This window comes from Pseudoalteromonas sp. AWM4_233 (genome assembly GCF_056158285.1).
The window spans coordinates 847495-870215 of record NZ_JBSWSZ010000113.1; the positions used below are offsets into that span (position 1 = coordinate 847495).

The window sequence follows — 22721 nt, forward strand, 5'->3', positions numbered from 1 at the left end:
TAAAGTAACCTTTTCTAAAGTAACCTTTCCTAAAGTAATCTTTTCTAAAGCAATCATTTCAAAAATAGCCACTTTAAGAAGCAGTGTTGGAACCCTGCTTCTTATTTTGAGTATATGAAGTGTATTTTTGATTAGATAAAAATAGACAGGAACTTTTATTTACCCAATACAACATCAAACATCACACCCATAGTCGCCATATACACCAAATAAATAACACCAGATTTTAAAAGTGTGACTAACCATGATGCCTGATACATAGTCTTAAATGCTTTTATAAAGTACCACAATGCATATAACAATATAGGCGCTTGTAGAATGAGGAAAACGCTATGCTTTTGTTCTAATACCTCAAGTGGCCCCATTAAAATCAAGACCAAGTAACTCATGCTGTGAATATGTAATGAAAACACAATATTACCCACCATGTAACTACTTGGATAAACAGCCTTTATGTAAAATGCAAATAGTGGGAACAAGATAAACATCGCTTTAGAATACAAATCTAAAGACGAAGTCGAATAATCTTCAGCAACAATAAAAAACTGCTGAAATGTCGAAAACAATAAGAAAAAGATCACACTAACAACCAGGTACAGCCTAAGTGGTGGCGTATATTTTGCGCGCATTCCATGCTCGTACTCATATGAAGCTAAACCCGGCTTGGTGAAAAGAGTTTTCAGTGTTCGAGACAGTCTGCCATCAATGTCTAATAATTCATGCACAGATTCTTTTATAAAAGGAATAAGTGGTTGCCTGGTTGATTTAATGCTTTGCCCACATTGAGAACAAAACTTAGCATCATCAGATAACAAGGCTTGGCAATTCTTACAATTCAATTCCATATAATTATTCGTTATTCACTTAAAAACTATAGGTTTTTACGTCGTTATATGACTTTTATCCATTTCATATTAGATATACGAGCAACGCAAGTACTATTAAAGATAAAAGGTTACTTTAATTCTAATTAGACTGTCCCCTTCAATGACTAATGACTTTGGTCGTATTGCTAACTTTATGAAGTTTGATTTATAAATAACTCGAAAACGCGCTTTTGATGACATTAAAGCAGCTTGTATTAAACAAGCTGCTTTTTATTGCTATTGACTTGGATTTGTCCTACGCCAAAACAAAATATATTTGGCTGATTTTTAATGCCGCATTCGATAATATAACCAACTTAGCAAATATTCAATTTCACACTAAATGCGCACTTAAATAAGGCAAAACTCATTTCTCACAGAATTCACTTTAGCTCAACGCTATTAATCACCTACTCAATTGGCGCGTTTGCTTGCTTTATATTACACGCTTTTTTTGTGTTCCCTGTGGTTTTAGCTGCAAGTATTCCTGCATTTGTCGCAAGCTTTATTCCGAGTAATGAAAAACTCGCTCACCACCCCCATGCAACCTTGTATGCAGGTTGTTTCACCGGTATGTGCTCTGTCGAATTAATAGAAAGCTTGTGGGCATTATCGCTCATTTGCTTCATCGGCACTTTGCTTTATGTTTCAAGTATTCGTCTGTTCAGTGGCTTTGGCGGACGACTTGGCGGAATTGCGTTTACCTCGGTCGCTATATTTGTGCTTACTCGACAGGTATTGATGTGATGCTTAATTCGATTGCTATTGATTTGTTATTTATCTCGTTATTGGGCGCCATTTCAACCTACCTGATAGCAAAACGAAACCGCTTTGATGCCATACGCGCGTCGAGCTGCTTATCTATTTTAGCCTATGGTATTTTCTACTTGGTTGGTTTGAATACTGAACTTTATAGCTTGGTATTTTTTGGCAGTACTTTTGTAGGCATGAGCGCCCCAATTCGGTTTGGTCTTGAAAGCATCTGTTTATCTGCGGTTTTATTTACTGTTTTTTTTGAGTATCTCATCCCTCACTTAACAGGATTTGGTGGCGCGCTTGGGATCAGCGCATTCTTGTCAGTATGTATTTCCCACGTCGTTTTTCTACTGTTCGCAAAGATAAAAAGATTTGCCCACTAACCTTCTACATGAATCAAAAAATACAAAAATAAATCATAAGGTTAAAACCATAACCTGCAAGAACCACTAACCAAAAACCTAATTATATTTTGTATTTAGAACCAATTTACTTTCATATCTAATCATTTATTAAGAATGTAAACTAAAGCTACATGCACAAGAAACCCACAAAAAAATACATAAACCAAATTTAAAATAGAACCTTAAAATCATAACCTAACAATGTTAGAACCCCTTAACTCCCTCCTGTATTAAAAAGATCAAAACAACCTTTATAATTCGAACTCTAATTATTAGACTAATGAGCGAATAAACAAAACAAAGAGGAAATCATGAATACTTCTAAAAGCCTTACAGAGCTTGTCTGCTTCTATGCCGTTCTTTCTGTTGGTTATGTTTTCGCTATCTGCTCTGAAATCGTAAACTATAACCCTAAGTGGTCTCACTCGAACCGCTAATTATAGTATGGCCAGTTCGCTGGCCTCCAAATCCTTCCTAATTCCCAATCTTCCTTTATCTTAATTCTTACCTATTCTTTTATTAGTTGTTATAGTCAAAGTCTTTACATTATCTAGGTTTACTTCATTGCAAGCTGCATTTACCCATTTAGAACAAATACTTAAACAATATGCGCCATTATCAGAACAAGCTTTAAAACGCTATTTTAGTGCCTGCCACTTTATACATGTCGCTAAAGGCACAACCTTGTACGCCATCGGTGAAATACCCAGTAGTTTTGCCTTTATTCATAAAGGATTGATGCGCGCTTATTTGATAGATGCAGAAGGTAATGAGTTTAATAAAAACTTCTTTGCTGAAGGACGTTTTCCAGGCTCAATGAGTGCCTTACTAAACAATGACACCAGTTTTTTAGGCATAGAAGCGCTCGAAGACTGTGACATCATAACCATCGATTTTAAACAATTTCGCCGTGAGTTGTTTGCTGATAATGAACTTATGGCATTTCATATCAACTATTTAGAGCAACATTGGCTGTTAGAAAAAGAGCCTAAAGAGATTGGATACTTACAACACGAAGCAAAACAGCGATATTTAATGTTTTTAGACAAGTACGAGGCAATTTTGTCGAGACTCCCTCAGTACCACATTGCCAGTTACCTTGGGATCACACCTACCCAGTTGAGTCGTATTAGAAAAGATCTAAATAACCTGAGCTCAGGTTAAATATTTAATTGCTTTTATCAACATATGTAAAGGCGTTCAAAGTTCAGCTTTCATAAACTTACCACATCAACCACATGCAGGAATGAAAGCTATGAACTATTTAGATGCACTAAACTGGCGCTACGCTGTAAAAGAATTTTCAAACCAGACTTTATCGCAAACACAAATTGATGGTTTAGCTGAGAGCGTCAGACTCAGTGCCAGCGCTTATGGCATGCAACCTTACAAACTTTTAATTGTTGAAAGTGCTGCACTTAAAAATGCCTGCTTAGAATTTAGTTACGGGCAAAACAAAGTCGCCGAGTGCTCACATTTATTGGTATTGGCAAATTATACCGAGATCACTGCTGATACTATCACCAGTTATATTAGTGAACTTGCAGTATCTCAAGGCAAAGAAGCTGAAACCTTATCTGCATATAAAGACATCATCTCACAAGACATTTTGAGTAGAGCATCAACAGAACAAAGTGTTTGGGCAGAACAACAATGCTACATCGCACTGGGCAAACTCCTCAGTTATGCAGCAATGAATCAAATTGATGCAGCTCCTATGGCAGGGTTTGATACTCAAGGTATCAACCAAGTGCTTGGGCTCGATAAACAAGGGCTCAATGCAGCTATTCTTTGCCCTGTCGGTATTCGCAGTAAAAATGACAGCACTGCAACTCGACCTAAATTTCGAAAAACAACCGAGCAGTTGGTGGTAACATTATGAATTCGCTCGGTATGCTGGCAATTCTTGCTGGCGGCTGTATTGCTATCCAGGCAGCCATGAATGCAAGGCTCGGGGTACACTTAAATAGTGCGCTTCTAGCCACAGGTTTTGCGTTTTTAGCCAGCTTTGCGCTTATCACCAGCTTTATTGTGCTCAGCCAGTTTAAGACGCTGCAAATCACTTTTAGTAACATACAGCTGACAAGTGTGCCTTGGTATTTGTGGTTTTCTTGTACTTTAAGTGTGGTCGGCGTCGGTGCTATGTATTGGCTCATTCCAAAAATGGGCGCTGGAATGATGATGAGTTATGCCCTCACTGGTCAGCTTGTTATCGCCATGCTGATCAGCCATTTTGGACTATTTGAAAGCCCTCAAAAACTCATAACCAGTAGCAAACTATTAGGCAGTGCACTGCTCATCGTCGGTATTATTTTAATTAACAGGGACTAAGATCATGACTTCAGAACTCGCAAAAAACTTACAGAATTTAGACGCCTTTTGGTCTGCAATGTCGCACAGCCCGGAGCTAAAAAGTGAGCGAAAAAGCGAGCAAAAACTAAAAATACATACCAATTGGCCAAATAAAGCTTGGCAGGCTGACTTTGGCATAGATTACTCAGAAAAAGTGCATCCATTACCAGTAGGCAAATCTAGAGTGACGATTTTAAAACCAGCAGAGCATAGTTCAGAGCAAGTAAAAATGTCACTGCAAGCCATGGTTTTACCTTTAGAAAAAACACAATTTAATGGGTCAAGCCAAGTTGAAGTGTTAACTCAGCCAGATGACTTACCATCTTGGGCTCAAGCTTGTTCAAACGCATTTGGCTATAGCATCGCGCCAGAAGCTCTATTACCCCTACTTTCAAACCCAAATGCCACATTGTTTTCTTATAAAGTTGACGGGACCATAGCTGGCACCGCCATCGCATTTCAAAGCGATGACGTGATGGGCGTACATCAAGTAGGTGTCGATCCTAATTTTAGAGGCCAAGGCATAGCAAAAACACTTATGCATCACCTGGTTGATTTTGCTAAGCGCCAAAATACTCGCTTAATGGCACTACAAGCTTCAAAAGCAGGTTTACCACTTTACCAACAAATGGGATTCAGCTTGCTCGCTGAGGTTTATCACCTAGAGCCCAGCCAAGAAATCTAGACCACTTTAAAATTCTTATTGCCGGTTTGGCTCGTGGGCTTCGTACTGGGGTAAATCTTGATTTAGGCTATCCCAACACGCTTTTGATGTAACGAAGTTATGAGAGATTGGGCGCTCTGTGATGTCAGAATCTAAAATGCCTAGTCTTAACCGGTAACGGCTCAGATCAGCTTCATTTGAACTATAAATAGGTGATGCACAAGTCTTACAAAAATGCCTTTTTCTGCCCGGCTTCATCTCGTAAAAGCTTATATTCTCTGCGCCAGCAGTGATTTTAAATTCACTCGCATTAACAAAGCCATTGGTAGCAAATGCTGAACCGCTCGATTTACGACACAAAGAACAATGACAGTGAATAATAGAACTGATCTGCCCTACTTCAATTTTAACCTCGCCACATAAACAGCTTCCCTGATACATGCTTACCCCTCTTTAAAAAACCGCTAAAGTTTAACGCTAGTTATAATAAAGAGAATTTGCGCAAAGCAAAACCGAAAGTTAGTTTAAAAGCTGATTATATAACTCATGCGCTTGCTCAAGCGCAGCCTTTCCATCATCCAATGCTTTAATTGAATTAAGGTGTGCTCTGGCCCAATTAGCTAAGGCTGGTATTTTTTTTATTTCTTGTATGACGGTTTTTTTTGTCACACCTTGCATGTTGTAAACCATTTCACTGCAGAGATCGGCCAATTGAATCACTCTGATGAGGTGATTTATTTCATCTGCCTCTTTCGTTTGTTCAGCTAATTCATAGTGGTGATGGTGTGCAACCACATTAGAGATAAGTTTGGGTACTCCCCATTGATGGCAGATTAACTCTGATAAATTGGCATGTGACTCTTTAAATAGATTCTTTTCTGCCTCAACATGCTGAGCAGGTGTTGACCATACATAATCGTCAATATGGTTAAACTGTTCTTGGCTCTCTTGAAAGCGAAGAAATAAGCCCAAATCGTGAAGTAAGCCGGCCAAATATGCTTGTTCAGGTTTAATGTTGCACTCATTCAAATGGCTAGCTATTAACCTAGCTAAACAAGCGACTTCAATTGAGTGCTGCCAAAGCCTTTTTTCTGACATTGTGACTGGTAGAAATACCTTAGTGACCGCAATAGATGCCAATAAATTATGGATTTGATCTATACCAATCCTAATAACTGCATCGTGAATATTAGTGATGGGTTGGTGAGTGCCAAACAAGACGCTATTGCTTAATTTTATAGTCCGTAATGCAAACGTGGGATCGGACTCTGCAAGATGGATAACTTTGTTGAAATAGTCAGGATCATCAACAGACAAAGACAAGAGTTGAGCTATCACACTCGGCAACATAGGTATGTTGTCTATTTGTTTTGCTAGCGCATTCGTCATGTAGCATCCTCAAAACAAAGCCCATACTAAAAGTATAGGCCTTGATTCAAAAAACTAACAAAATGCTTTAGTGTGAATTTACATTAACCACGTGTATTTCTGTAACTACTTCTTTTTGGTTTGTTCGCGCCAGTATTATTGCCATTGCTAGAACGATTACCGTTACTTGGGCGATTACTATTATTTGAGCGATTCGAGTTATTTGCCTTCCCTTGCTCACTGCGTTGCCCTTGACCGCTCGGCTTATTATTCCCATTTTGCGGTTTGCGACTTCCAGAATTAGTCTTATTTCTGCGCGGCTTCTTAGCGTTCGATTTGTCGCCTTCAGCGCGATTACCTTGCGACATAGGCTTTGACTTCAGCTTAGCTGCGTTGCTTGAATTTGGTTTAGCTTTACTCTGCTGATTACCTGTTGACGCTTTTGCCAGTTCACCATCTACTTGCTTAGGTTTTTTCGGTTTCTTAGGCTTTTTCTTTTTCAGTGGACGTGTGTCTAGCTTAGATTCTGGCACTGGGTTTTGCGGTTCAAACCCCGGCTCAATTTTACGCGGGATAAGTTCTTGAATGAGTCGTTCAATCCCAAATAAATCATCAGCATCTTCATGTGTTACAAACGATACAGCCTCGCCAGTTGCGCCTGCACGACCAGTACGGCCAATTCGATGCACATAATCTTCATATACATTCGGTAAATCGAAGTTCACTACATTTGGTAACTCTTGAATATCTAAACCACGAGCAACAATGTCAGTTGCCACCAGCACACGCACTTCGCCATCTTTAAAACCCGTGAGAGCTTTCATCCGAGCATTTTGGCTCTTATTACCATGAATAGCTGCAGCCGCAATTTTTGCTTTTTCTAAATCACGAACCAAACGGTTTGCACCGTGTTTAGTACGAGTAAAGACAAGCACCTGTTGCCAGTTATGTGTTTTCACTAAATGCTTAAGTAAGCCGGTACGTTTACTTCTGTCTACTTCATAAACGCTTTGCTCAATGCTTTTCACTGTGCTGTTCGCTGGCGCCACTGAAATCTCAACCGGATCGTTGATAAGGCCTTTTGCCAGTTCACGAATTTCATCAGAGAAAGTCGCAGAGAACATTAAGTTTTGACGATTTTTAGGAAGCAATTTAATCACACGCTTAATGTCGTGAATAAAACCCATGTCTAACATGCGATCGGCTTCGTCTAATACAAATAGCTCTAATCTGTCGAACTTGATGGCATTTTGCTGGAATAAATCCAGTAAACGGCCGGGTGTTGCGACTAGTATGTCTGCACCACGACGCAACTTCATCATTTGCGGGTTAATTTTAACCCCACCATATACAACCTGTGTCGACAGATTTAAATGCTGTGAATAAGTTTCAACATTTTGCCAAACCTGATCCGCTAGCTCACGCGTTGGTGTTAACACCAATGCACGCACCTGATTCGCTCTAGCTTTATCCCCTTTACTGAGTAGTTCAAGCATAGGCAGCGTAAAGCCTGCCGTTTTACCTGTGCCCGTTTGTGCGGCAGCCATCACATCTCTGCCCTCTAAAACGGCAGGAATAGCTTGTGCTTGAATGGGAGTTGGTTGGGTATAACCTTTGTCGGTTAAAGCTTGAAGAATATTTTGGGATAAAGCGAGATCAGAAAATTGCATATATTTACTCAAATTTGTAAGGCGATGCAGGGTACAGGATCGCAGCTAATTTAGCAAAAAGAGAATGTGGATTATTCAAGCAGTATAGACTCTGAGCACCTGAAATCGACTTTCAAGTGCTCATTATTTCTTAAAACCAATGGCGCGTTTTATTTGCAAACCACACAAGACTGAGCATCACAGGAACTTCGACCAATACGCCCACTACGGTTGCAAGTGCAGCACCCGAATGCAAGCCGAACATTGAAATCGCCACAGCGACTGCCAGTTCGAAAAAGTTAGAGGTGCTGATCATACATGCGGGGGCGGCAATGTTATGAGGTAACTTTAGCTTTTTAGCAAACCAATACGCCAATGCAAAAATACCATAAGTTTGAATAAGTAGCGGAATAGCAATTAAGCCGATGACTTGCGGCTGTTCAATAATCGTTTGTGCTTGAAAGCCAAATAGCAATACCACTGTGCCTAACAAACCAATAACAGAAAAAGGCTTAATACCAGTCAGAAATTGATTTAACTGCCCATCACCCTGCTGTTTCAGTAAAAAGCGCCTAAACGCAAAACCTGCAGCCAATGGGATCAAAACATACAAAACGACTGAGATAATCAATGTTTCCCAAGGGACAGAAATGTCACTCACCCCAAGCAAAAGCGCGGTGATCGGCGCAAACGCAAATGCCATGATAATGTCGTTCACCGACACCTGAACAAGGGTATAGTTTGCATCCCCTTTGGTTAGTTGACTCCACACAAATACCATCGCAGTACAGGGCGCAACACCCAATAAAATCATACCTGCGATATATTCGTTCGCACTTTGTGGGTCAACCATTGACGCGAAAAAGACTTTAAAAAACAACCAACCTAACAAAGCCATTGTGAAAGGTTTAATGAGCCAATTAAGTACCAAAGTGAGGATAATCCCTTTTGGTTTTTTGCCGACATCTTTAATGGCTGCAAAGTCAACTTGCACCATCATAGGAAAGATCATCACCCAAATGAGCAAAGCAACGACTAAATTGACATGAAAGAATTCTAAACCTGCAACGACTGCAAAGGCGTCTGGCATAAAGTTACCTGCAACAACGCCAACTAAGATACTTAGCCCAACCCAAACCGATAAATATCGCTCAAATAGTCCCATATTTTACTCACTTTTAACTGGCTCATTCTTGTGTCAAACAGTGCCAAACAAGAATATATGAATTTTCATATATTCTAAGCCAATCAAATCCAAATAGATATATGGAATTTCATATATCTAAGCTTCTAACTGTAAAAGCTAATAGTCCGCGCGAATGAAGTGGTTTTGAACTAAGCAATCCAAATATCGTATGGCTTTCACATGTTTAAACTGGAGAGGTGCTTTGAGTTCTCCAAAAAGAGGAATACCGCCTCCAAGTAAAATTGGAATAGTCGTAATGATTAACTCATCAATTAAATCTTGTTGCAGAAACCCTTGAATGGTTTTACCGCCATCAATATAAAGATGTTTGAACCCTTGCTTATTCAAGTTTTCGACCACCTCTTTTAATTCACCTTTGACTAAAAACACCTTGTCTTTCAACTTTTCAGGTACTTGCTGTAGCGTATTACTCAATACAAATACAGGCTTTGAATACGGCCAATCACAGTCAAAACTCAATACCACTTCTAATGTATTACGGCCCATCACTAACGCGTCTATGTTCTGCAGAAATTCAGCAAAACCACAGTCATCGCCAGTTGGATTTGGCACTTGATGTAACCAATCTACTTGGTTGTTTTTGTCTGCAATAAAGCCATCAAGACTGGTTGCTATATAGACCGTGTTTGTCATTACACACCTCTTTTAACTTGTATAAAACTTAAAACTTGACTAAAATTCTACACCGTAGAATTAATTATATAATTAGGGATATTTTGATGAGTGTCAAGCAAACAAAAAGAGGCCGCCCAGCACAAAAACAGTTAAGCCAAGACATCATCATCGACCAAGCAAAGCAACTCATGCTTGAAAAAGGCAAGCCACCAAGCATTCGAGCTTTGGCAGCTGCATTAAATGTCGATGCCATGGCCATTTACCATTACTTTAAAAACAAAGATGCATTGCTCGAGGCTGTGGCTGTGTCATTGATCAACGAAATTCATGACCCACAATCACTGCATTGGCAACAAGAAGTTTACGAATTAAGTAAAAGCTATTTAGCGATACTTGATAAGTATCGTGGGCTTTTACAAACCTTACTCAGCAGTAAAATGGTTGGCCCAGCCGAGGTCTTCGCAGCACGTTTCGAGCGTATAACTGAGTCACTAGATTTAAATACAGACACACAACAAACCGTGCTGCATTTGCTCGTTGATTATTTACATGGTTTTGCCCTTGCTATGGAGTGTAACCCCAACCGAGGTGAACTAAACCTTGAGATGATAGAGCAACCTGTTACTTTTATTTGTAAAACAATGGTTTTAGAATAAACGCCGCTATTAGGGAGAGACTTTGATGAACGCTGACATTTCAAAAATTCTAGTTGTTTGCATGGGTAACATCTGCCGCTCACCAACGGGTGAAGCTGTGCTGAAACACAAAGCTAAAGAACTAGGGCTAAATTTAAACATAGACTCTGCAGGCACCATCGGTTATCACAGTGGCGAGAAACCCGATAACCGTTCAATGAAAGCGGGTGAAAAAAGAGGTTACAGCTTTAAAGGTCAGTATTCTCGCAAGGTTAAGCAAAGTGATTTTACAGAATTCGACTTGATCTTAGCGGCTGACAAGCAAAACTTAGCTGACCTTCAAGCTAGTTGTCCGAATGAACATCAACACAAACTCAAGCTATTTTTAAGTTACGCAGATAGCCAATACGATGAAGTACCAGATCCTTATTATGGCGCAGGTGATGGCTTTGAACTGGTATTAGATTTGATTGAAGAGGCTTCAGACAAACTGTTAGCCAAGATTAAAGAAACACAAAAATAGCGTTAAAACTTAAGCCAGCGCAATAAAATCAAATTTCATGCTCGTCTAAGATTTGTTTCTATGGTAAAACGCAGCCAAACTATTTTAGATGAGCAAATTTGTGACCAATAATACAGAACTCTTTGCCAACATTGCCCAAGACTTGCAATTTACAGGCTACAGCATTCAAACGCTAGACCAAGATTTACCTGCGCTTCAGGCGCTAAAATCTCGTCTTGCAGAGTTTGACTTCGACACGTTTGATGAAGCAGGTATCGGTCGCAAAGATGATCATCAAAAGAATGAAACCATTCGCAGTGACAAAATTCATTGGTTAGATAACAGCAACGCACTTGAAGGTTGCTTTCTAGACTATATGGATGAGTTAAAAGCTTACATGAATAAGCGTTTATTCATGGGACTATTTAGCTACGAATGTCATTTTGCGCACTACCAGTCTGGTGCTTTTTACAAAAAGCACCTTGATGCATTCAAGGGCCAAACCAACCGTTTACTTTCTACTGTCTTGTATTTAAACCCAGATTGGCAAGCCGAAAATGGCGGAGAGTTGGTCATTTATGACGGTGAAGATCACGACAAAGAACTTACCCGTGTTTCGCCACATTTTGGCACCCTTGTTACTTTTCTCAGTGACGAGTTTCCTCATGAAGTTCTGCCAGCAAAGGCTGAACGCTTTTCAATTGCAGGCTGGTTTAGGGTCAATAATAGTGTAAATGGACAAATTGACCCGCCACGTTAAGTATTTACCACTAATGTAAGAGCGCCTTATTCGCTAATGCGCTCTTACAATGATTTCAATAACACCACTATAGGGTTTTATTTGTAAAAAACTGCCACGTTAATTCAGATATTTTTGCAATGATATTTTGATTCGTTTCACTCGTTTCATAAGAGTCACTTACCAATACACTGATATAGTAATGTTGACCACTTGGAAGAAACACAATACCAATGTCGTTCTGAGCACCTGTCACACCATACGCATTTTTACCTGAGTGGCCTGTTTTATGCGCAACTTGTATATCTTTTGGCACACCTGCTCTAATTGTTTTACGACCTGTCTTAGAGCCTTTCATCACATCCCAAAGAAATTGATGGCTTTTATCCGAAAGCAGGTTTTTATTAATATAAAATTGCCTTAACGCGGTATTAGCAGCATTCGCGGTTGTCCAGTTCTCATACTGACGCTGCCACACCTTTTGCATGTTTTCTTCATTATATATTACGGCAATATCTTTTATGCCTGATTGACGCAAATAGGCTTCGAGCTTATTAGGGCCGCCAAGCATGCTTAATAGAATGTCACATCCTACATTGTCACTTACTGAGACTGTGTACCTGATGACTTCGGAAAGTGTGAGCTCTGTTCCAGTTGGGTACTTTTTTCGGATTGGGCTCCATAATCCATTATCTAAGTCATTCGGTGTAATCTTTATCTTATCTTCAAGAGACCACTTGCCCTTATCAACTTCTGATAAAACAGCCGCAGCAATATGAAACTTAAAGACACTCTGCATGGGTAATTTAGAATCGCCATTGAATGAAAACACAGGTTCGGCATTTTGGTCCCAGATTGAAACCCCCACCTTTGCCCTCTTAGAATCTAGAAGCAACTCAATGTCGGCTTTTAGCGTATCAATTGGTTTGCTATCAACACACCATGGGAGTAAACATACTATGATTGCAACTAAGAGATAGCTTCTCATTGCTTAATTCCTTATAACCAGCACGAGTAATTTAATTAGGTACAGCTTCGCAGTGTAACCTAAAATATCTTAAAAATTATACTCGCTTCCTTATTTGCCACATATTTTGTTTCTAAGATGTTTTTATATAAACCAAGTTTGAAGATGAACCGCGTGTAACATAAGTCCATCTCAAACCAAACTTGCTTAATTTTCTTTAATTATATTAAGGAGTAAGCAAAGGTTTATTGAATATTAGGAAGTATTTGAAGTGTGTAAAACCGTTCATGGTTGCACTTGTCGAAATGTGCAAACAATGTGAACTTTTAGTTTTCGCTTTGTATTTCTGACAGCTTTAAACTAACTTCCTTTTATACCAATCTTCTTAATTAAACGATTTATTTTGAGGCAAAGAAGACTTGATGCTTGCAAGGCGAAAATTTTTCTATTTAGTTGTTCTAAATAAGAAATTTTAACGCAGATAGCATCAGTTTTAATCTCTCAAAACGGTTGAGTATTAATGAAGATCGGTATTACAGGCTTAAAATAGCAAACCTTTCGAAAGAAAGGGACGCAAAGCTTCCGGTCTAAGGTGAAAACTAAGATAGCGGGGTTGCTGAATGCCACTAATAGGGTGCTAGGTTGTTACACACATATTGTGTGTGCGCTGCCTTTTGGTATTTACGCCTTTGGTAATCATTGCCCTCTTCTAGTTTAGTCTCTCTTAGTAACCAAACTTGTGCTCACTATTTAAAGCCCATTCGCTCTGGTCAATGCCCACTCGGCAGCGAACAGCAAGGAAACAACATTTCAGATGGTAATGTTTCGGGGAATTTTATGAGACAACATAGTTACAACAAGCAGCATCGATACCTACCAGTCGGGGTCTGCATAGTCGCTTTAGGGTACACCACACAAAGCTTAGCGGCACAATGTGAGTTCAAAGTCACTAATGAATGGCAAAGTGGCTACACCGCAGAAGTGTCCGTTCACAACAACACAACCACAACGATAGAGGGCTGGGAAGTCGGACTGGAGTTTAGTCAGGGAGAGTTAATTACCAATGCTTGGCGAACTCAACTAAATGGCAATAACCCATATCAATTAGAAAACTTAAGCTGGAATCGTCATATTCACCCTAACTCGACTCAGTCTTTTGGCTTTAACGTTCAAAAAACACCAGGCCAAACTGTTGTTTCGCCCAGATTATTCGGGATCTGCGATGATAACTTAGACTCAGATAACGATATTGTTGAAGTTGCAATTACCGCCTCAAACATACAAGGTACTGCCCCTGCAACCATCTCATTTTCAAGCCAAGTCACTCATTCTTCATCAGACTCTATGAGTTATTTATGGGATTTCGGGGATGGCTCTCGCTCCTCTGAGACAAACCCGCAACATGTTTACGATCAACCAGGTACTTATTCCGCCTCACTCACCTTAAGCAATGAAAATGGCAGCTATTCTGCGACACCAATTGAAATCACGATTAGTGAAGCTCAGCCTGAATCTGCTCTATGTGTGTTTGAAGTAGAAGAAGAGTGGATCTCAGGGTTCCGTGGTAAAGTTACTATGACCAACACCGAAAATGTCGCTATTGAAAACTGGAAAGTTCTCATGGCGTTTTCTGATAACACCAAATTAACTGGGGTATGGCACGGCTTACATAGCGGAAGTAACCCGTATGAAATCACCAGCGAGAACTACAACAAAACAATTCACCCAGGTCAGAGCTTAGACTTTGGCTTTAACGCACAAAAAGCACAAGAGAATGATTCTCCAACTGCCCCTTCACTCGGCGGTTTATGCTCACCGGATGGAAACATTAATCATCCCCCCTCTGCACTGGCATCCGCCTCAGTGACATCCGGAGAATATCCACTGACTGTGAATTTTGATGGTAATGCTTCCTATGACCTAGATGAAGATCCTCTTACCTTCACTTGGGATTTTGGCAACGGGACTAAATCTAACGAACCAAGTCCCACTTATGTGTTTGATAAAGAAGGCATGTTCTCTGTTACTTTGACAGTCAGTGATGGTGTAATGAATACCGTCAGTGAACCTATCTTGATAAAAGTAACAGCGCCAGAAGCACCACCTATCAGTGAGCCGCTAACCCTAAACCCACAAAGCTCTCAACTCTACTTTGTATCGACTAAAAAACAGCACTTAGTTGAGGCCCACACATTTAACACGCTGAGTGGTTCAATTAGCCCTGATGGAGTTGCTCAATTCATCATAGATCTAAACAGTGTTGATACAAACAATGAAACCCGCGACGGTAGGATGAAAGAATATTTGTTCGATACGCAGGTTTACCCTCAAGCAGAAGTATTACTTAATGTTGATTATGCGGCATTGATTGCCATGCCCATAGGTAGTGACGAGACACAATCTATTACGGCTACCCTTACCCTCTCTGGTGTCACGAACGAAATCACAGCTGACATCATAATTCGACGCCTTACAAACAAAACCATTCTGGTGCAAAGCTTGTCACCCGTGCTGCTAAACGCAACAGACTTTGGCCTAGAGTCAGGCATTGAGACCCTTAAGACGCTAGCAAGTTTATCTGTGATCAGCTACGCGGTACCTGTGAGCTTCAACCTCGTTTTTGAAGCGCAACAATAGGAGGGAAAGAAAATGAAATTCAATAAGCTAAAACGATTATTCACTATCATTCACGCTGCACCTGTTACACCTATAATAAGTAAATTCGCAGCCGGCTTTAGTCTTCTGGCAAGTGCCTCTTTCGCTCAAGCAGCTGAATGTACTTTGACAATCCCAGATAATTGGAATACTGGCTTTAAAGCCGAAATTGTTATTCAAAACACGTCAGATCAGACCTTAAACGACTGGGCCATCGAACTTTCATGGGATCAAGGTATCTCTCTTCAGAATAGTTGGAATGGTCAATTCGATTGTGGCGATACTGGCTGCATAATCTCGTCACAAGGTAATAGCATTCATGCTAATCAATCCTACGGATTGGGCTTTGTCGCCAATAAAAATGGAGTAACTGACGAACTGAATATCAACCTCAGCGGCGATATCTGTACTAACTCAGCGCCTACGCCTCCAGACACTGTAACAGAAACAGGGTTATGGCAACTCGATAGCACAGAGTCTGTTCTCAGTTATGTGTCGGTTAAAAAAGACCACGTGGCTGAGCACAACCAGTTTGCCTCTCAAAATGCTGAGACCCCTGCTCTATCTGGTAGTATCGACGCCGAAGGTAACGTAAAACTAGCAGTAGATTTAAATACCGTATCTACTGGAGTCGATATCAGAAATAGTCGGATCTTAGACCTGTTGTTTGAAACTGACACATTGCCCACCGCATTCTTTAGTGCACAAATTGACAGTGACTTACTGAGTAATCTCACCATTGGCAACCCTGTGATCCAGAACCTCACTGGCCAAATAAGCTTACATGGCGTTAATCAAACAATAAGTCTAGATGTGTTAGTGGTAAAACTTGCAACTGGCAAAATCAATGTTAGCACGCTTTCTCCGCTGATCATCGACAGTAAAACCTTCGAGATGGATTATGGTATTGAAGCACTGCGCGTTGTTGCCAATCTCAGCAGTATTGGAGAAACGGTTCCTGTCTATTTTAACCTCACCTATTCAACTGCCGAACAAGACAATTTTGAGCCAGTCGCGATGGCAGACAAGCCTGCTGCACCGACTGAGCTCAGTGCAGATTTTGTCTCAAGTGAAAGTAAAGCACAGTTGAACTGGCAAGATAATAGTCACAATGAGAGCAATTATTTAGTGCGCTATAAAAGCGTTGACGGCCAATGGCAAACTGCAGCAGAGCTTGCGTCTAATGCAAGCTTTTACGAGACGGGTTTACCTGAATCTGGTGAGTTTGATTACAAAGTCATTGCCATCAACGATTCTGTGCCTTCAGAGCCCAGTAATGTTGAACGTGTGACTGTGACCCAAACAGATCCCATTGCCAGAGGTATGCAACTCTACAAGTCAGGTTGTGCTGGCTGCCACGGCTCAGAAGGCGGCGGTTTAGGCTCATTTCCGGCGCTCAATACAGAGCGAGATATGCAAACCATGATTGAGACCATCACCACAACTATGCCTTATGGCACACCAAGTGCGTGTGACGAGCAATGCGCCACAGACATTGCTGCATATTTACAGACACTTTGGCCAGCCCCATTGACCTGTGATTTAAACGTAGCACCCGTTGCATACGGAGCTCGACAGTTAAAAATCTTAACTCAAACTGAGTATCAAAATTCAGTCGAAGATCTTCTTGGCATCGATTTTCTGGTATCCGATGGGCTGTCACCTGATTCTCAGGTAGGTTTTTTTATCAATAATACCCATGCAAGTGTTCAACCCTCGAATTACAGTAATTACTTGCTGGTCGCAGAAGAGGTTTCGACATGGGTTGCTGAACAAAACTTTGCAACTGCATTGAGTTGTGAAGCCATAGACGAAAACTGTGCGAATAGCTTAGTAGACGACTTGGCGCCTAAAATTTTCCGCCGTCCACTTACACAAGACGAATCACAAAATTATAGATTGATTGCAACTGGCTTTTTTAACAATGGAGACATTGAGGCTGGTATGACACTTGCGCTTGAAGGGCTGTTGTCATCACCGCAATTTATTTATCGTCACGAATTAGGTGAGCCAAACCCTGATAACTCAGAGCTAGACTACGATGCATTTGAGCTGACGTCTTGGGAAATGGCGACTTTCCTTTCTTATACTTTCACAGGTTCAACACCCGATGAGCTTCTTTGGCAAGCGGCTGAACGAGATGAACTCCGTGACGAAGCAAACATTATTGCACATGCAAACCGCTTAGCTGATAGCTCAAAGTCAGTATTGGGTGATTTTGTGGGTAGTTGGTTAGGTACTGGCAGTTTAGAAGTCGCGACTAAAGATCAAGACATCTATCCTGGTTTTGCGCAATTAGTGCCGGCAATGAAAGCTGAGATGAATGAAACCTTCTCGTATATCATGACTCAGCCTGAAGAAAGCTTTAGCTCTTTATATACTGCCAATTTCACATTTGTGAACCAATTACTGGCAGAGCACTACAACATTGCAGGCGTCACAGGAGAGACAATGCAAAAGGTAGACACAACTGAACGTGGCGGCATATTAGCCAATGGCGCATTCATGTCTCGCTGGGCGGAAGTTGCTGAGTCTCACCCTATTCTTCGCTCGGTGCGGGTACGTCGTCGAATGCTATGCCAAGAGCAACCCGATCCACCAGCTGGAACATTTGAAGCCAGAGAGCAAAGACTTGCCGAACTGTCTGACATGTTACAAGACCCTGCAACCACAAACCGCATGAAGTACCACAGTCTAACTGAAGGCCAGCCTTGCTCAAGTTGCCATGAAAAATATATCAACCCCATGGGATTCGGAATGGAAGACTTTGATGCTGTGGGCAAGCTCCGAAGCAATGATAATAATGGCAATCCAATAGACGCCTCAGGCACGCTCTATGCCCCAGAAAAGTATTCTGAAGTAAGCGACTCTGTACCATTCAATGGTGCCAAGCAACTAGGCTCAGTTATTGCCGGCCTTTCATCTGCACAAAGCTGTTTACCGCAGCAGATGTTCAGGTATGTCATCGGAGTGGGCCATGATGCCATAGACCCATCGAATGAAGAAAACAAACGCCTGTCAGAGACAGAGCAAATAGGTTACATGTGTGAAATAGACACGCTGACTAATGCCTTAATGCAAGACAGTCCAAGAGCCATGTTAGCAAAGTTTGCTTCATTAAAGTCAGTACGCTATCGCAAAGCTTGGTCAAGAAATCAATAACACGGATCACACGAAGAAGGTTAACAAAATGAAAGATGAACATTTAAATAACATGATGATGTCACGCCGTAGACTTTTAAAAGTATTTATGGCGTCAGGTATTTCTGCCACTTTGATCCGTACATCTCCTTTGATTTCTGGTTTACTCGTTGCAAGAGATGCAGAAGCACAAGATGCAGGCCTACCGAATAAAACCGTCTCAATTTATATCCCTGGCGGGTCAATTGCTTCTCTTTGGAACCCGAGCGGCAGCGGTGAAAGCATGCAACTTGGTGCCATGTCGGCCGGATATGAGCCAGTAAAAACTGAATGTAACTTTATGGTCAACATGTCTCATTCAAATGCAGGACATGGCCGTATGCCTATTCTACTCGCAGAGAACTGGGGCAGCGACAGTTACGATGTCACTATGGGTAATGCGCTTGGGCCTAACTTGCCTTTTCGCTACCTAAACCTAGGTGTACATAGTAACGGTCAAGGGCAGCTCACCAAAGACAATCGCAATCATCTGCCGTTTCAAGAAAACCCATTCACCGTGTTTAAAATGGTGTTTGGATCAACGCAGGGTAGCAATAGTAAAACCCCCATCATAGACGCGCATATGTCAGCCGCTAATGCGATTAAAAGCCGCCTTGCAGGATATGAAATTCAAAGGATGAACGACCACCTTGACGCTATGTCTGATACCCAAAAGCGCTTAGACGATCTCTACGGCGGCGTTTCTTGTGGTATTGCGCCAGACAATACTGAGTTTGGGCTGACCTTTGACACATTCAGTCAACAAGCGCGATTACAGGCTGATATTGCTGTCGCTGCACTTCAGTGCAATTTGACCAGTTCAGTTTCGCTTGCGTTTGGTAATCACCAATCAGAGTTCAGAATTCCTGAATTGAACTTCCAAGGCCACTATCACAACGCAATTCACGGCGGCAGTAATGGCCAACCAAACTACCTATACTATACCGAGATGCGAAGTCACCTAGGTAGTTTGAGTGCTTACTTTATCCAAAAGCTTAAAGCCGCGGGCATACTAGATAGTACCATTGTGTTAGAAACCTCAGATATGGGTCATGCCGATAAACATTCAGCAAACCCTTGCTCATACCTCATTGCGGGTGGCGGCACACGAATAAACCGGGGGGTTGTCAGTGATATGGGCTCTGGTTATAACCAACATGACTTACTACACACGGCAGCAAAAGCCTGTGGTGTCAGTCTTGATTTTGGTAAGGAGATCCCAGGGATTATTGCTTAATAGATATAACTAAAAATGAAGTCACCGTAGTAAAGCCCCTGCTAGGGCTTTACTACATTTAAATCAAAGTAACTCAAGTTTGTGCCCCATAAAACACTTCTTAGCCATTACAGCTTCTCTTTTTGAATGATAATCTTCGACAAGTAACCACCAGTAATCAAGCCTAAGATTATGGCCCCCGGCGAACTGTTAATAAAAAAGAGTAAAACTAAGATTGCAGTCCAACACACAGCTAAACCGAGTACATCAAAAAATGTTAAACCACGATTATGCTCAGTAAAGTCTTTTGGCTCCATAACAACTTCCTTTTAATAATTCTTAGTATATATAACCATTATTTACGGCCAATCACATCAAGTAATTACCACTTTAGAAACATGGGATTAATGAGTAAAACTATTTACCTAGTAGTCTTCTTTTATTATTTTTAGAAAGACAATCAATTTAGATTTAAAGACAAACCAACATAAAGCCGAGACTGCAATGACAGTCAGGATAAACTGAAAAGTGACATGAACCTGCTCTGTTGAATTCGTTAAGTAAACTGAGGGCAAAATAAACAAAAAGTTCACTAATAAGAGATTTAAAAACTGAAAGTTTTTTTGCCACAAAAACGGACAAATCATGCCAATGAATAGTCCAATTGAAGCGCCAAGCGTTAAAGCCAATACCGAGCTATTAAAAACCATGATTAATCCCAATAGCGCTAGCGAACTTCCAGCCATAATCCAGCCAGCCTTTTCTATAAAGGCTTTATTGAAATTTGCTAAATGTGCTTTTTGCATTTTCATCCTTAAAATACCTACTTTTATTTTATAGAAAGCTAAACTTAATCACTGTTTATTAAAAATGTTCTTTATTTAATAAACTAAACAGATGTTCTGAGTTTTTATAGCAAAAGAACTGAAAATACTCATTACATGTAAATTCAACGGCAACAATACTAAATCCTAAAAAAGTTTTGTACTTTACTTTTCTCACTTTATTTAAGTCTCTCGAAAATTCATACCCTGTTATCTGATTTAATATAATTAGCCTAGAATCGACAACTTTAACGATTTGAGCTTGTTTTTCCTTGAAAAACGCTTCACTTGATAAGCCCTTATGCGCCCAATAAATTACTGAAGGTATGAGAGTAGTTAAAAGTAATATGCTATGTGTTCCAATTAAGAATTCCACAATCAGTGCCAAAATGACCAATATACCTAAACAAAGACTAATTTTGGCATCAATCACTTGGTATTTTACTATGTCGAATTCAAACACCATTACGCGTACCTACAAAGATGAGAGCTAACCTCGTTAAAGATAAACATATTCATGCCACTCTTTGTGAAGAAAGTCACAACGAGTATCTTGTAGCGCTGCATCTATCGAAATGGGTTGTGGACTGTTAGTTATGGCTTCTAAATAAGATTGTCTATCACTTATGGCTGATAATATTTCAGACTCTCCAGATAACGCATTACCGTGTGACAATAATAAAGTACATGAAACATAGCATTTAAGAAGCTCTAAAGAATCAAAATGCTTCTTAGCATTATCAACATGCACAGAAGGCAAAAGTGGCGTTCCTTCATTTGAAGTCATTAAATCATCGGCTACATGCACAAACTGATTATTGATAACGGTAAACATGCCACAAATAACATGGCCTTGAACCAATTTGAATGTCAAATTAAACGAGCCAAAAGTTAATTGAGAGCGCTCAGTTAAAGTATTCATTGCATCAAAGAAATGATGTTTTTCTATCGGTGTATATTTATTAAGTGACGCTTTATAGAGCCCATTACCATACAAAATCGGCGAATTAAGTGCAGGTAAACCTGAAATATGATCAGGGTGGAAATGCGAAAAAACGACTTTCGTGATTTCAATGCCTTCTTTATTTAGATCCTCGCGAACCTGTTTTGCATGTTGCTCAAATGCTGTATCGATTAACAGCGCTTCTTGACCATTTATCAAAGCATAAATGTTAAATCCAAAGTGTTGGTTTTCAAAAGGAGGAAATTGAAATTGGTATAAACCTTCAGTTATTTTTATTTTCTTCATTCGTTATTTCTACATTCATTGTTAATACTTTGCGCCCCGTTTAATTTCCTTACTCCAAAAAAGACACCACCAAAAGAAATTACAAAGACAACCAATATAAAAACCAATGTGCTGGTATTCGATATATCTATACCCGGGCTCCCTACAACAGCAAGAGTATTAATGAATAACAAAACAATACTCGACTGAAGAAAACCTTTGTAACCTATAAATCCAGCAAACAACAAAAAAATAAATGAAAGACTGATTGCTGGCGTGAAAGGGGCTGCTGCTAACAGCATGCATATAAAAGAAAGGACAATAGAAATCCCGATAACAGTTCTAAACATAATGCCTCCTTGGCGAATGCACCTCTAATCTCGGCGCGAAGATAGTAAAGTAAATAGTCAAAGAAGAATTAAACTAAAAACCCTCAATTAACTATTTTTGAAGTTTATTTTTGGCTCAACTAATTACTTTTATTGCTCGCTGATACACTTACCAACTTCCAATTGCCACTGGCTTTAGACCAAACTTGCACACCGCCGCCAGCACCTTTGACAATTTCACCCGACTTTAGCTGGGCACTTTGCTCATATTCATTCACCAAAACTGCTGTATTCGCATCAATAACGGATATATGAACGTTAGTAAACTCTAAAGACTCGATCTTTTCGACCATAGCAAAGCTTGGGTTAATCAATGCTTTAAAATCTTCAATAGAATTCCAGTTGGTGCCATTAGCACTTAAACCTGCGAACTTCTCTTTATCGAAAAACTCAAAGTAACGCCTTGTATCTAAAGAATTAGCTGCTTCGACCAGCCCATTGAACGATTCACGTATTTCAAGTTCAATTTTGTTTATTGTTGAATCTGTCAACATCACATCCTCAC

26 protein-coding genes and 1 riboswitch are annotated in these 22721 nt (G+C 40.3%); of the genes, 13 read left to right on the forward strand and 13 right to left on the reverse strand.

Translation table 11 applies throughout. The features are described 5' to 3' along the window. Positions 1-155 precede the first annotated feature (155 nt). Positions 156-845, reverse strand: coding sequence for a DUF3667 domain-containing protein (locus ACXAC4_RS25120; RefSeq protein WP_475167185.1), 690 nt, complete (start codon positions 843-845; stop codon positions 156-158). 477 nt (positions 846-1322) lie between these two features. On the opposite strand from ACXAC4_RS25120, the gene ACXAC4_RS25125 reads away from it, so the two are divergent. From ACXAC4_RS25125 to ACXAC4_RS25155, 7 genes are all read left to right on the forward strand, one after another. Further along, the gene (locus ACXAC4_RS25125; RefSeq protein WP_475167187.1) at positions 1323-1613 is read left to right on the forward strand and encodes a hypothetical protein; all 291 of its coding nucleotides are present in this window, start codon (positions 1323-1325) and stop codon (positions 1611-1613) included. Between the two features lie 11 nt (positions 1614-1624). Continuing rightward, the gene (locus ACXAC4_RS25130; protein ID WP_475167749.1) at positions 1625-2005 is read left to right on the forward strand and encodes a hypothetical protein; all 381 of its coding nucleotides are present in this window, start codon (positions 1625-1627) and stop codon (positions 2003-2005) included. A gap of 332 nt (positions 2006-2337) precedes the next feature. Then, positions 2338-2463: a hypothetical protein gene (locus tag ACXAC4_RS25135; RefSeq protein WP_475167189.1), complete on the forward strand. Its 126-nt coding sequence runs from the start codon at positions 2338-2340 to the stop codon at positions 2461-2463. Between the two features lie 127 nt (positions 2464-2590). Further along, complete coding sequence (locus ACXAC4_RS25140; RefSeq protein ID WP_475167192.1) at positions 2591-3190, forward strand: Crp/Fnr family transcriptional regulator; 600 nt, start codon at positions 2591-2593, stop codon at positions 3188-3190. A 91-nt stretch (positions 3191-3281) separates the two neighbouring features. Beyond that, positions 3282-3908, forward strand: a complete 627-nt coding sequence (locus tag ACXAC4_RS25145; RefSeq protein WP_475167194.1) for a nitroreductase family protein — start codon at positions 3282-3284, stop codon at positions 3906-3908. Continuing rightward, on the forward strand, positions 3905-4357 hold the full coding sequence (locus tag ACXAC4_RS25150) for a DMT family transporter (protein ID WP_475167195.1): 453 nt from the start codon (positions 3905-3907) through the stop codon (positions 4355-4357). Before ACXAC4_RS25145 ends, ACXAC4_RS25150 begins: the two co-directional genes overlap by 4 nt. Before the next feature lie 4 nt (positions 4358-4361). Continuing rightward, positions 4362-5063 carry a GNAT family N-acetyltransferase gene (locus ACXAC4_RS25155; protein ID WP_475167196.1) on the forward strand — a complete coding sequence of 234 codons (702 nt, stop codon included), beginning with the start codon at positions 4362-4364 and terminating at the stop codon, positions 5061-5063. Between the two features lie 15 nt (positions 5064-5078). On the opposite strand, the gene ACXAC4_RS25160 is transcribed toward ACXAC4_RS25155, so the two are convergent. From ACXAC4_RS25160 to ACXAC4_RS25180, 5 genes are all read right to left on the reverse strand, one after another. Then, positions 5079-5483 (reverse strand): GFA family protein, encoded by a 405-nt coding sequence (locus ACXAC4_RS25160; protein ID WP_475167198.1) that lies wholly within the window; start codon positions 5481-5483, stop codon positions 5079-5081. A 78-nt stretch (positions 5484-5561) separates the two neighbouring features. Continuing rightward, positions 5562-6431, reverse strand: a complete 870-nt coding sequence (locus ACXAC4_RS25165) for an HDOD domain-containing protein (RefSeq protein WP_475167200.1) — start codon at positions 6429-6431, stop codon at positions 5562-5564. 83 nt (positions 6432-6514) lie between these two features. Continuing rightward, positions 6515-8080 (reverse strand): DEAD/DEAH box helicase, encoded by a 1566-nt coding sequence (locus ACXAC4_RS25170; protein ID WP_475167201.1) that lies wholly within the window; start codon positions 8078-8080, stop codon positions 6515-6517. Positions 8081-8210: 130 nt separating this feature from the next. Then, positions 8211-9224 carry an ACR3 family arsenite efflux transporter gene (gene arsB, locus ACXAC4_RS25175; RefSeq protein ID WP_475167202.1) on the reverse strand — a complete coding sequence of 338 codons (1014 nt, stop codon included), beginning with the start codon at positions 9222-9224 and terminating at the stop codon, positions 8211-8213. A gap of 138 nt (positions 9225-9362) precedes the next feature. Further along, positions 9363-9899, reverse strand: coding sequence for a dihydrofolate reductase family protein (locus tag ACXAC4_RS25180; RefSeq protein WP_475167203.1), 537 nt, complete (start codon positions 9897-9899; stop codon positions 9363-9365). An 86-nt stretch (positions 9900-9985) separates the two neighbouring features. On the opposite strand from ACXAC4_RS25180, the gene ACXAC4_RS25185 reads away from it, so the two are divergent. The 3 genes from ACXAC4_RS25185 (at position 9986) to ACXAC4_RS25195 (ending at position 11778) form a co-directional block, all read left to right on the forward strand. Beyond that, a complete protein-coding gene (locus ACXAC4_RS25185) occupies positions 9986-10537 on the forward strand; it encodes a TetR/AcrR family transcriptional regulator (RefSeq protein ID WP_475167205.1) in 552 nt (183 codons plus the stop codon). 37 nt (positions 10538-10574) lie between these two features. Then, on the forward strand, positions 10575-11039 hold the full coding sequence (locus ACXAC4_RS25190; protein WP_475167752.1) for a low molecular weight protein-tyrosine-phosphatase: 465 nt from the start codon (positions 10575-10577) through the stop codon (positions 11037-11039). A 100-nt stretch (positions 11040-11139) separates the two neighbouring features. Continuing rightward, the gene (locus ACXAC4_RS25195) at positions 11140-11778 is read left to right on the forward strand and encodes a 2OG-Fe(II) oxygenase (protein WP_475167207.1); all 639 of its coding nucleotides are present in this window, start codon (positions 11140-11142) and stop codon (positions 11776-11778) included. 67 nt (positions 11779-11845) lie between these two features. Here the strand turns inward: ACXAC4_RS25195 and bla are convergent, their stop codons facing one another. After that, positions 11846-12745 (reverse strand): class A beta-lactamase, subclass A2, encoded by a 900-nt coding sequence (gene bla / locus ACXAC4_RS25200; RefSeq protein ID WP_475167209.1) that lies wholly within the window; start codon positions 12743-12745, stop codon positions 11846-11848. Positions 12746-13262: 517 nt separating this feature from the next. Continuing rightward, a riboswitch (cyclic di-GMP riboswitch) is annotated at positions 13263-13345 on the forward strand. 216 nt (positions 13346-13561) lie between these two features. On the opposite strand from bla, the gene ACXAC4_RS25205 reads away from it, so the two are divergent. The 3 genes from ACXAC4_RS25205 to ACXAC4_RS25215 are packed head-to-tail and all read left to right on the forward strand — an operon-like array spanning position 13562 to position 19796. Next, a complete protein-coding gene (locus ACXAC4_RS25205) occupies positions 13562-15361 on the forward strand; it encodes a cellulose binding domain-containing protein (protein ID WP_475167212.1) in 1800 nt (599 codons plus the stop codon). Between the two features lie 12 nt (positions 15362-15373). Beyond that, positions 15374-18541 (forward strand): DUF1592 domain-containing protein, encoded by a 3168-nt coding sequence (locus tag ACXAC4_RS25210; protein WP_475167214.1) that lies wholly within the window; start codon positions 15374-15376, stop codon positions 18539-18541. Positions 18542-18569: 28 nt separating this feature from the next. Continuing rightward, the gene (locus ACXAC4_RS25215; RefSeq protein WP_475167215.1) at positions 18570-19796 is read left to right on the forward strand and encodes a DUF1552 domain-containing protein; all 1227 of its coding nucleotides are present in this window, start codon (positions 18570-18572) and stop codon (positions 19794-19796) included. A gap of 107 nt (positions 19797-19903) precedes the next feature. Here the strand turns inward: ACXAC4_RS25215 and ACXAC4_RS25220 are convergent, their stop codons facing one another. The 6 genes from ACXAC4_RS25220 to ACXAC4_RS25245 form a co-directional block, all read right to left on the reverse strand. Next, positions 19904-20092, reverse strand: coding sequence for a hypothetical protein (locus ACXAC4_RS25220; protein WP_475167218.1), 189 nt, complete (start codon positions 20090-20092; stop codon positions 19904-19906). 108 nt (positions 20093-20200) lie between these two features. After that, on the reverse strand, positions 20201-20581 hold the full coding sequence (locus tag ACXAC4_RS25225) for a hypothetical protein (protein ID WP_475167220.1): 381 nt from the start codon (positions 20579-20581) through the stop codon (positions 20201-20203). Between the two features lie 58 nt (positions 20582-20639). After that, positions 20640-21065 (reverse strand): hypothetical protein, encoded by a 426-nt coding sequence (locus ACXAC4_RS25230; RefSeq protein WP_475167223.1) that lies wholly within the window; start codon positions 21063-21065, stop codon positions 20640-20642. Between the two features lie 33 nt (positions 21066-21098). Next, positions 21099-21848, reverse strand: coding sequence for an MBL fold metallo-hydrolase (locus ACXAC4_RS25235; protein ID WP_475167224.1), 750 nt, complete (start codon positions 21846-21848; stop codon positions 21099-21101). Continuing rightward, positions 21845-22177, reverse strand: coding sequence for a DUF6419 family natural product biosynthesis protein (locus tag ACXAC4_RS25240; RefSeq protein ID WP_475167228.1), 333 nt, complete (start codon positions 22175-22177; stop codon positions 21845-21847). The genes ACXAC4_RS25235 and ACXAC4_RS25240 overlap by 4 nt, the downstream gene beginning before the upstream one ends. A 119-nt stretch (positions 22178-22296) precedes the next feature. Continuing rightward, positions 22297-22710, reverse strand: coding sequence for a YybH family protein (locus tag ACXAC4_RS25245; protein WP_475167230.1), 414 nt, complete (start codon positions 22708-22710; stop codon positions 22297-22299). Between the last annotated feature and the right edge of the window lie 11 nt (positions 22711-22721).

Excerpts from the sequence above, each read along its gene's own strand:
- arsB (WP_475167202.1), bottom strand. The coding sequence starts at position 9,224 with ATGGGACTATTTGAGCGATATTTATCGGTTTGGGTTGGGCTAAGTATC.
- ACXAC4_RS25165 (WP_475167200.1), bottom strand. The coding sequence starts at position 6,431 with ATGACGAATGCGCTAGCAAAACAAATAGACAACATACCTATGTTGCCG.
- ACXAC4_RS25135 (WP_475167189.1), top strand. The coding sequence starts at position 2,338 with ATGAATACTTCTAAAAGCCTTACAGAGCTTGTCTGCTTCTATGCCGTT.
- ACXAC4_RS25170 (WP_475167201.1), bottom strand. The coding sequence starts at position 8,080 with ATGCAATTTTCTGATCTCGCTTTATCCCAAAATATTCTTCAAGCTTTA.
- ACXAC4_RS25210 (WP_475167214.1), top strand. The coding sequence starts at position 15,374 with ATGAAATTCAATAAGCTAAAACGATTATTCACTATCATTCACGCTGCA.
- bla (WP_475167209.1), bottom strand. The coding sequence starts at position 12,745 with ATGAGAAGCTATCTCTTAGTTGCAATCATAGTATGTTTACTCCCATGG.
- ACXAC4_RS25185 (WP_475167205.1), top strand. The coding sequence starts at position 9,986 with ATGAGTGTCAAGCAAACAAAAAGAGGCCGCCCAGCACAAAAACAGTTA.
- ACXAC4_RS25160 (WP_475167198.1), bottom strand. The coding sequence starts at position 5,483 with ATGTATCAGGGAAGCTGTTTATGTGGCGAGGTTAAAATTGAAGTAGGG.
- ACXAC4_RS25245 (WP_475167230.1), bottom strand. The coding sequence starts at position 22,710 with ATGTTGACAGATTCAACAATAAACAAAATTGAACTTGAAATACGTGAA.
- ACXAC4_RS25235 (WP_475167224.1), bottom strand. The coding sequence starts at position 21,848 with ATGAAGAAAATAAAAATAACTGAAGGTTTATACCAATTTCAATTTCCT.
- ACXAC4_RS25215 (WP_475167215.1), top strand. The coding sequence starts at position 18,570 with ATGAAAGATGAACATTTAAATAACATGATGATGTCACGCCGTAGACTT.
- ACXAC4_RS25205 (WP_475167212.1), top strand. The coding sequence starts at position 13,562 with ATGAGACAACATAGTTACAACAAGCAGCATCGATACCTACCAGTCGGG.
- ACXAC4_RS25240 (WP_475167228.1), bottom strand. The coding sequence starts at position 22,177 with ATGTTTAGAACTGTTATCGGGATTTCTATTGTCCTTTCTTTTATATGC.
- ACXAC4_RS25150 (WP_475167195.1), top strand. The coding sequence starts at position 3,905 with ATGAATTCGCTCGGTATGCTGGCAATTCTTGCTGGCGGCTGTATTGCT.
- ACXAC4_RS25230 (WP_475167223.1), bottom strand. The coding sequence starts at position 21,065 with ATGGTGTTTGAATTCGACATAGTAAAATACCAAGTGATTGATGCCAAA.
- ACXAC4_RS25155 (WP_475167196.1), top strand. The coding sequence starts at position 4,362 with ATGACTTCAGAACTCGCAAAAAACTTACAGAATTTAGACGCCTTTTGG.
- ACXAC4_RS25225 (WP_475167220.1), bottom strand. The coding sequence starts at position 20,581 with ATGCAAAAAGCACATTTAGCAAATTTCAATAAAGCCTTTATAGAAAAG.
- ACXAC4_RS25220 (WP_475167218.1), bottom strand. The coding sequence starts at position 20,092 with ATGGAGCCAAAAGACTTTACTGAGCATAATCGTGGTTTAACATTTTTT.
- ACXAC4_RS25180 (WP_475167203.1), bottom strand. The coding sequence starts at position 9,899 with ATGACAAACACGGTCTATATAGCAACCAGTCTTGATGGCTTTATTGCA.
- ACXAC4_RS25120 (WP_475167185.1), bottom strand. The coding sequence starts at position 845 with ATGGAATTGAATTGTAAGAATTGCCAAGCCTTGTTATCTGATGATGCT.
- ACXAC4_RS25145 (WP_475167194.1), top strand. The coding sequence starts at position 3,282 with ATGAACTATTTAGATGCACTAAACTGGCGCTACGCTGTAAAAGAATTT.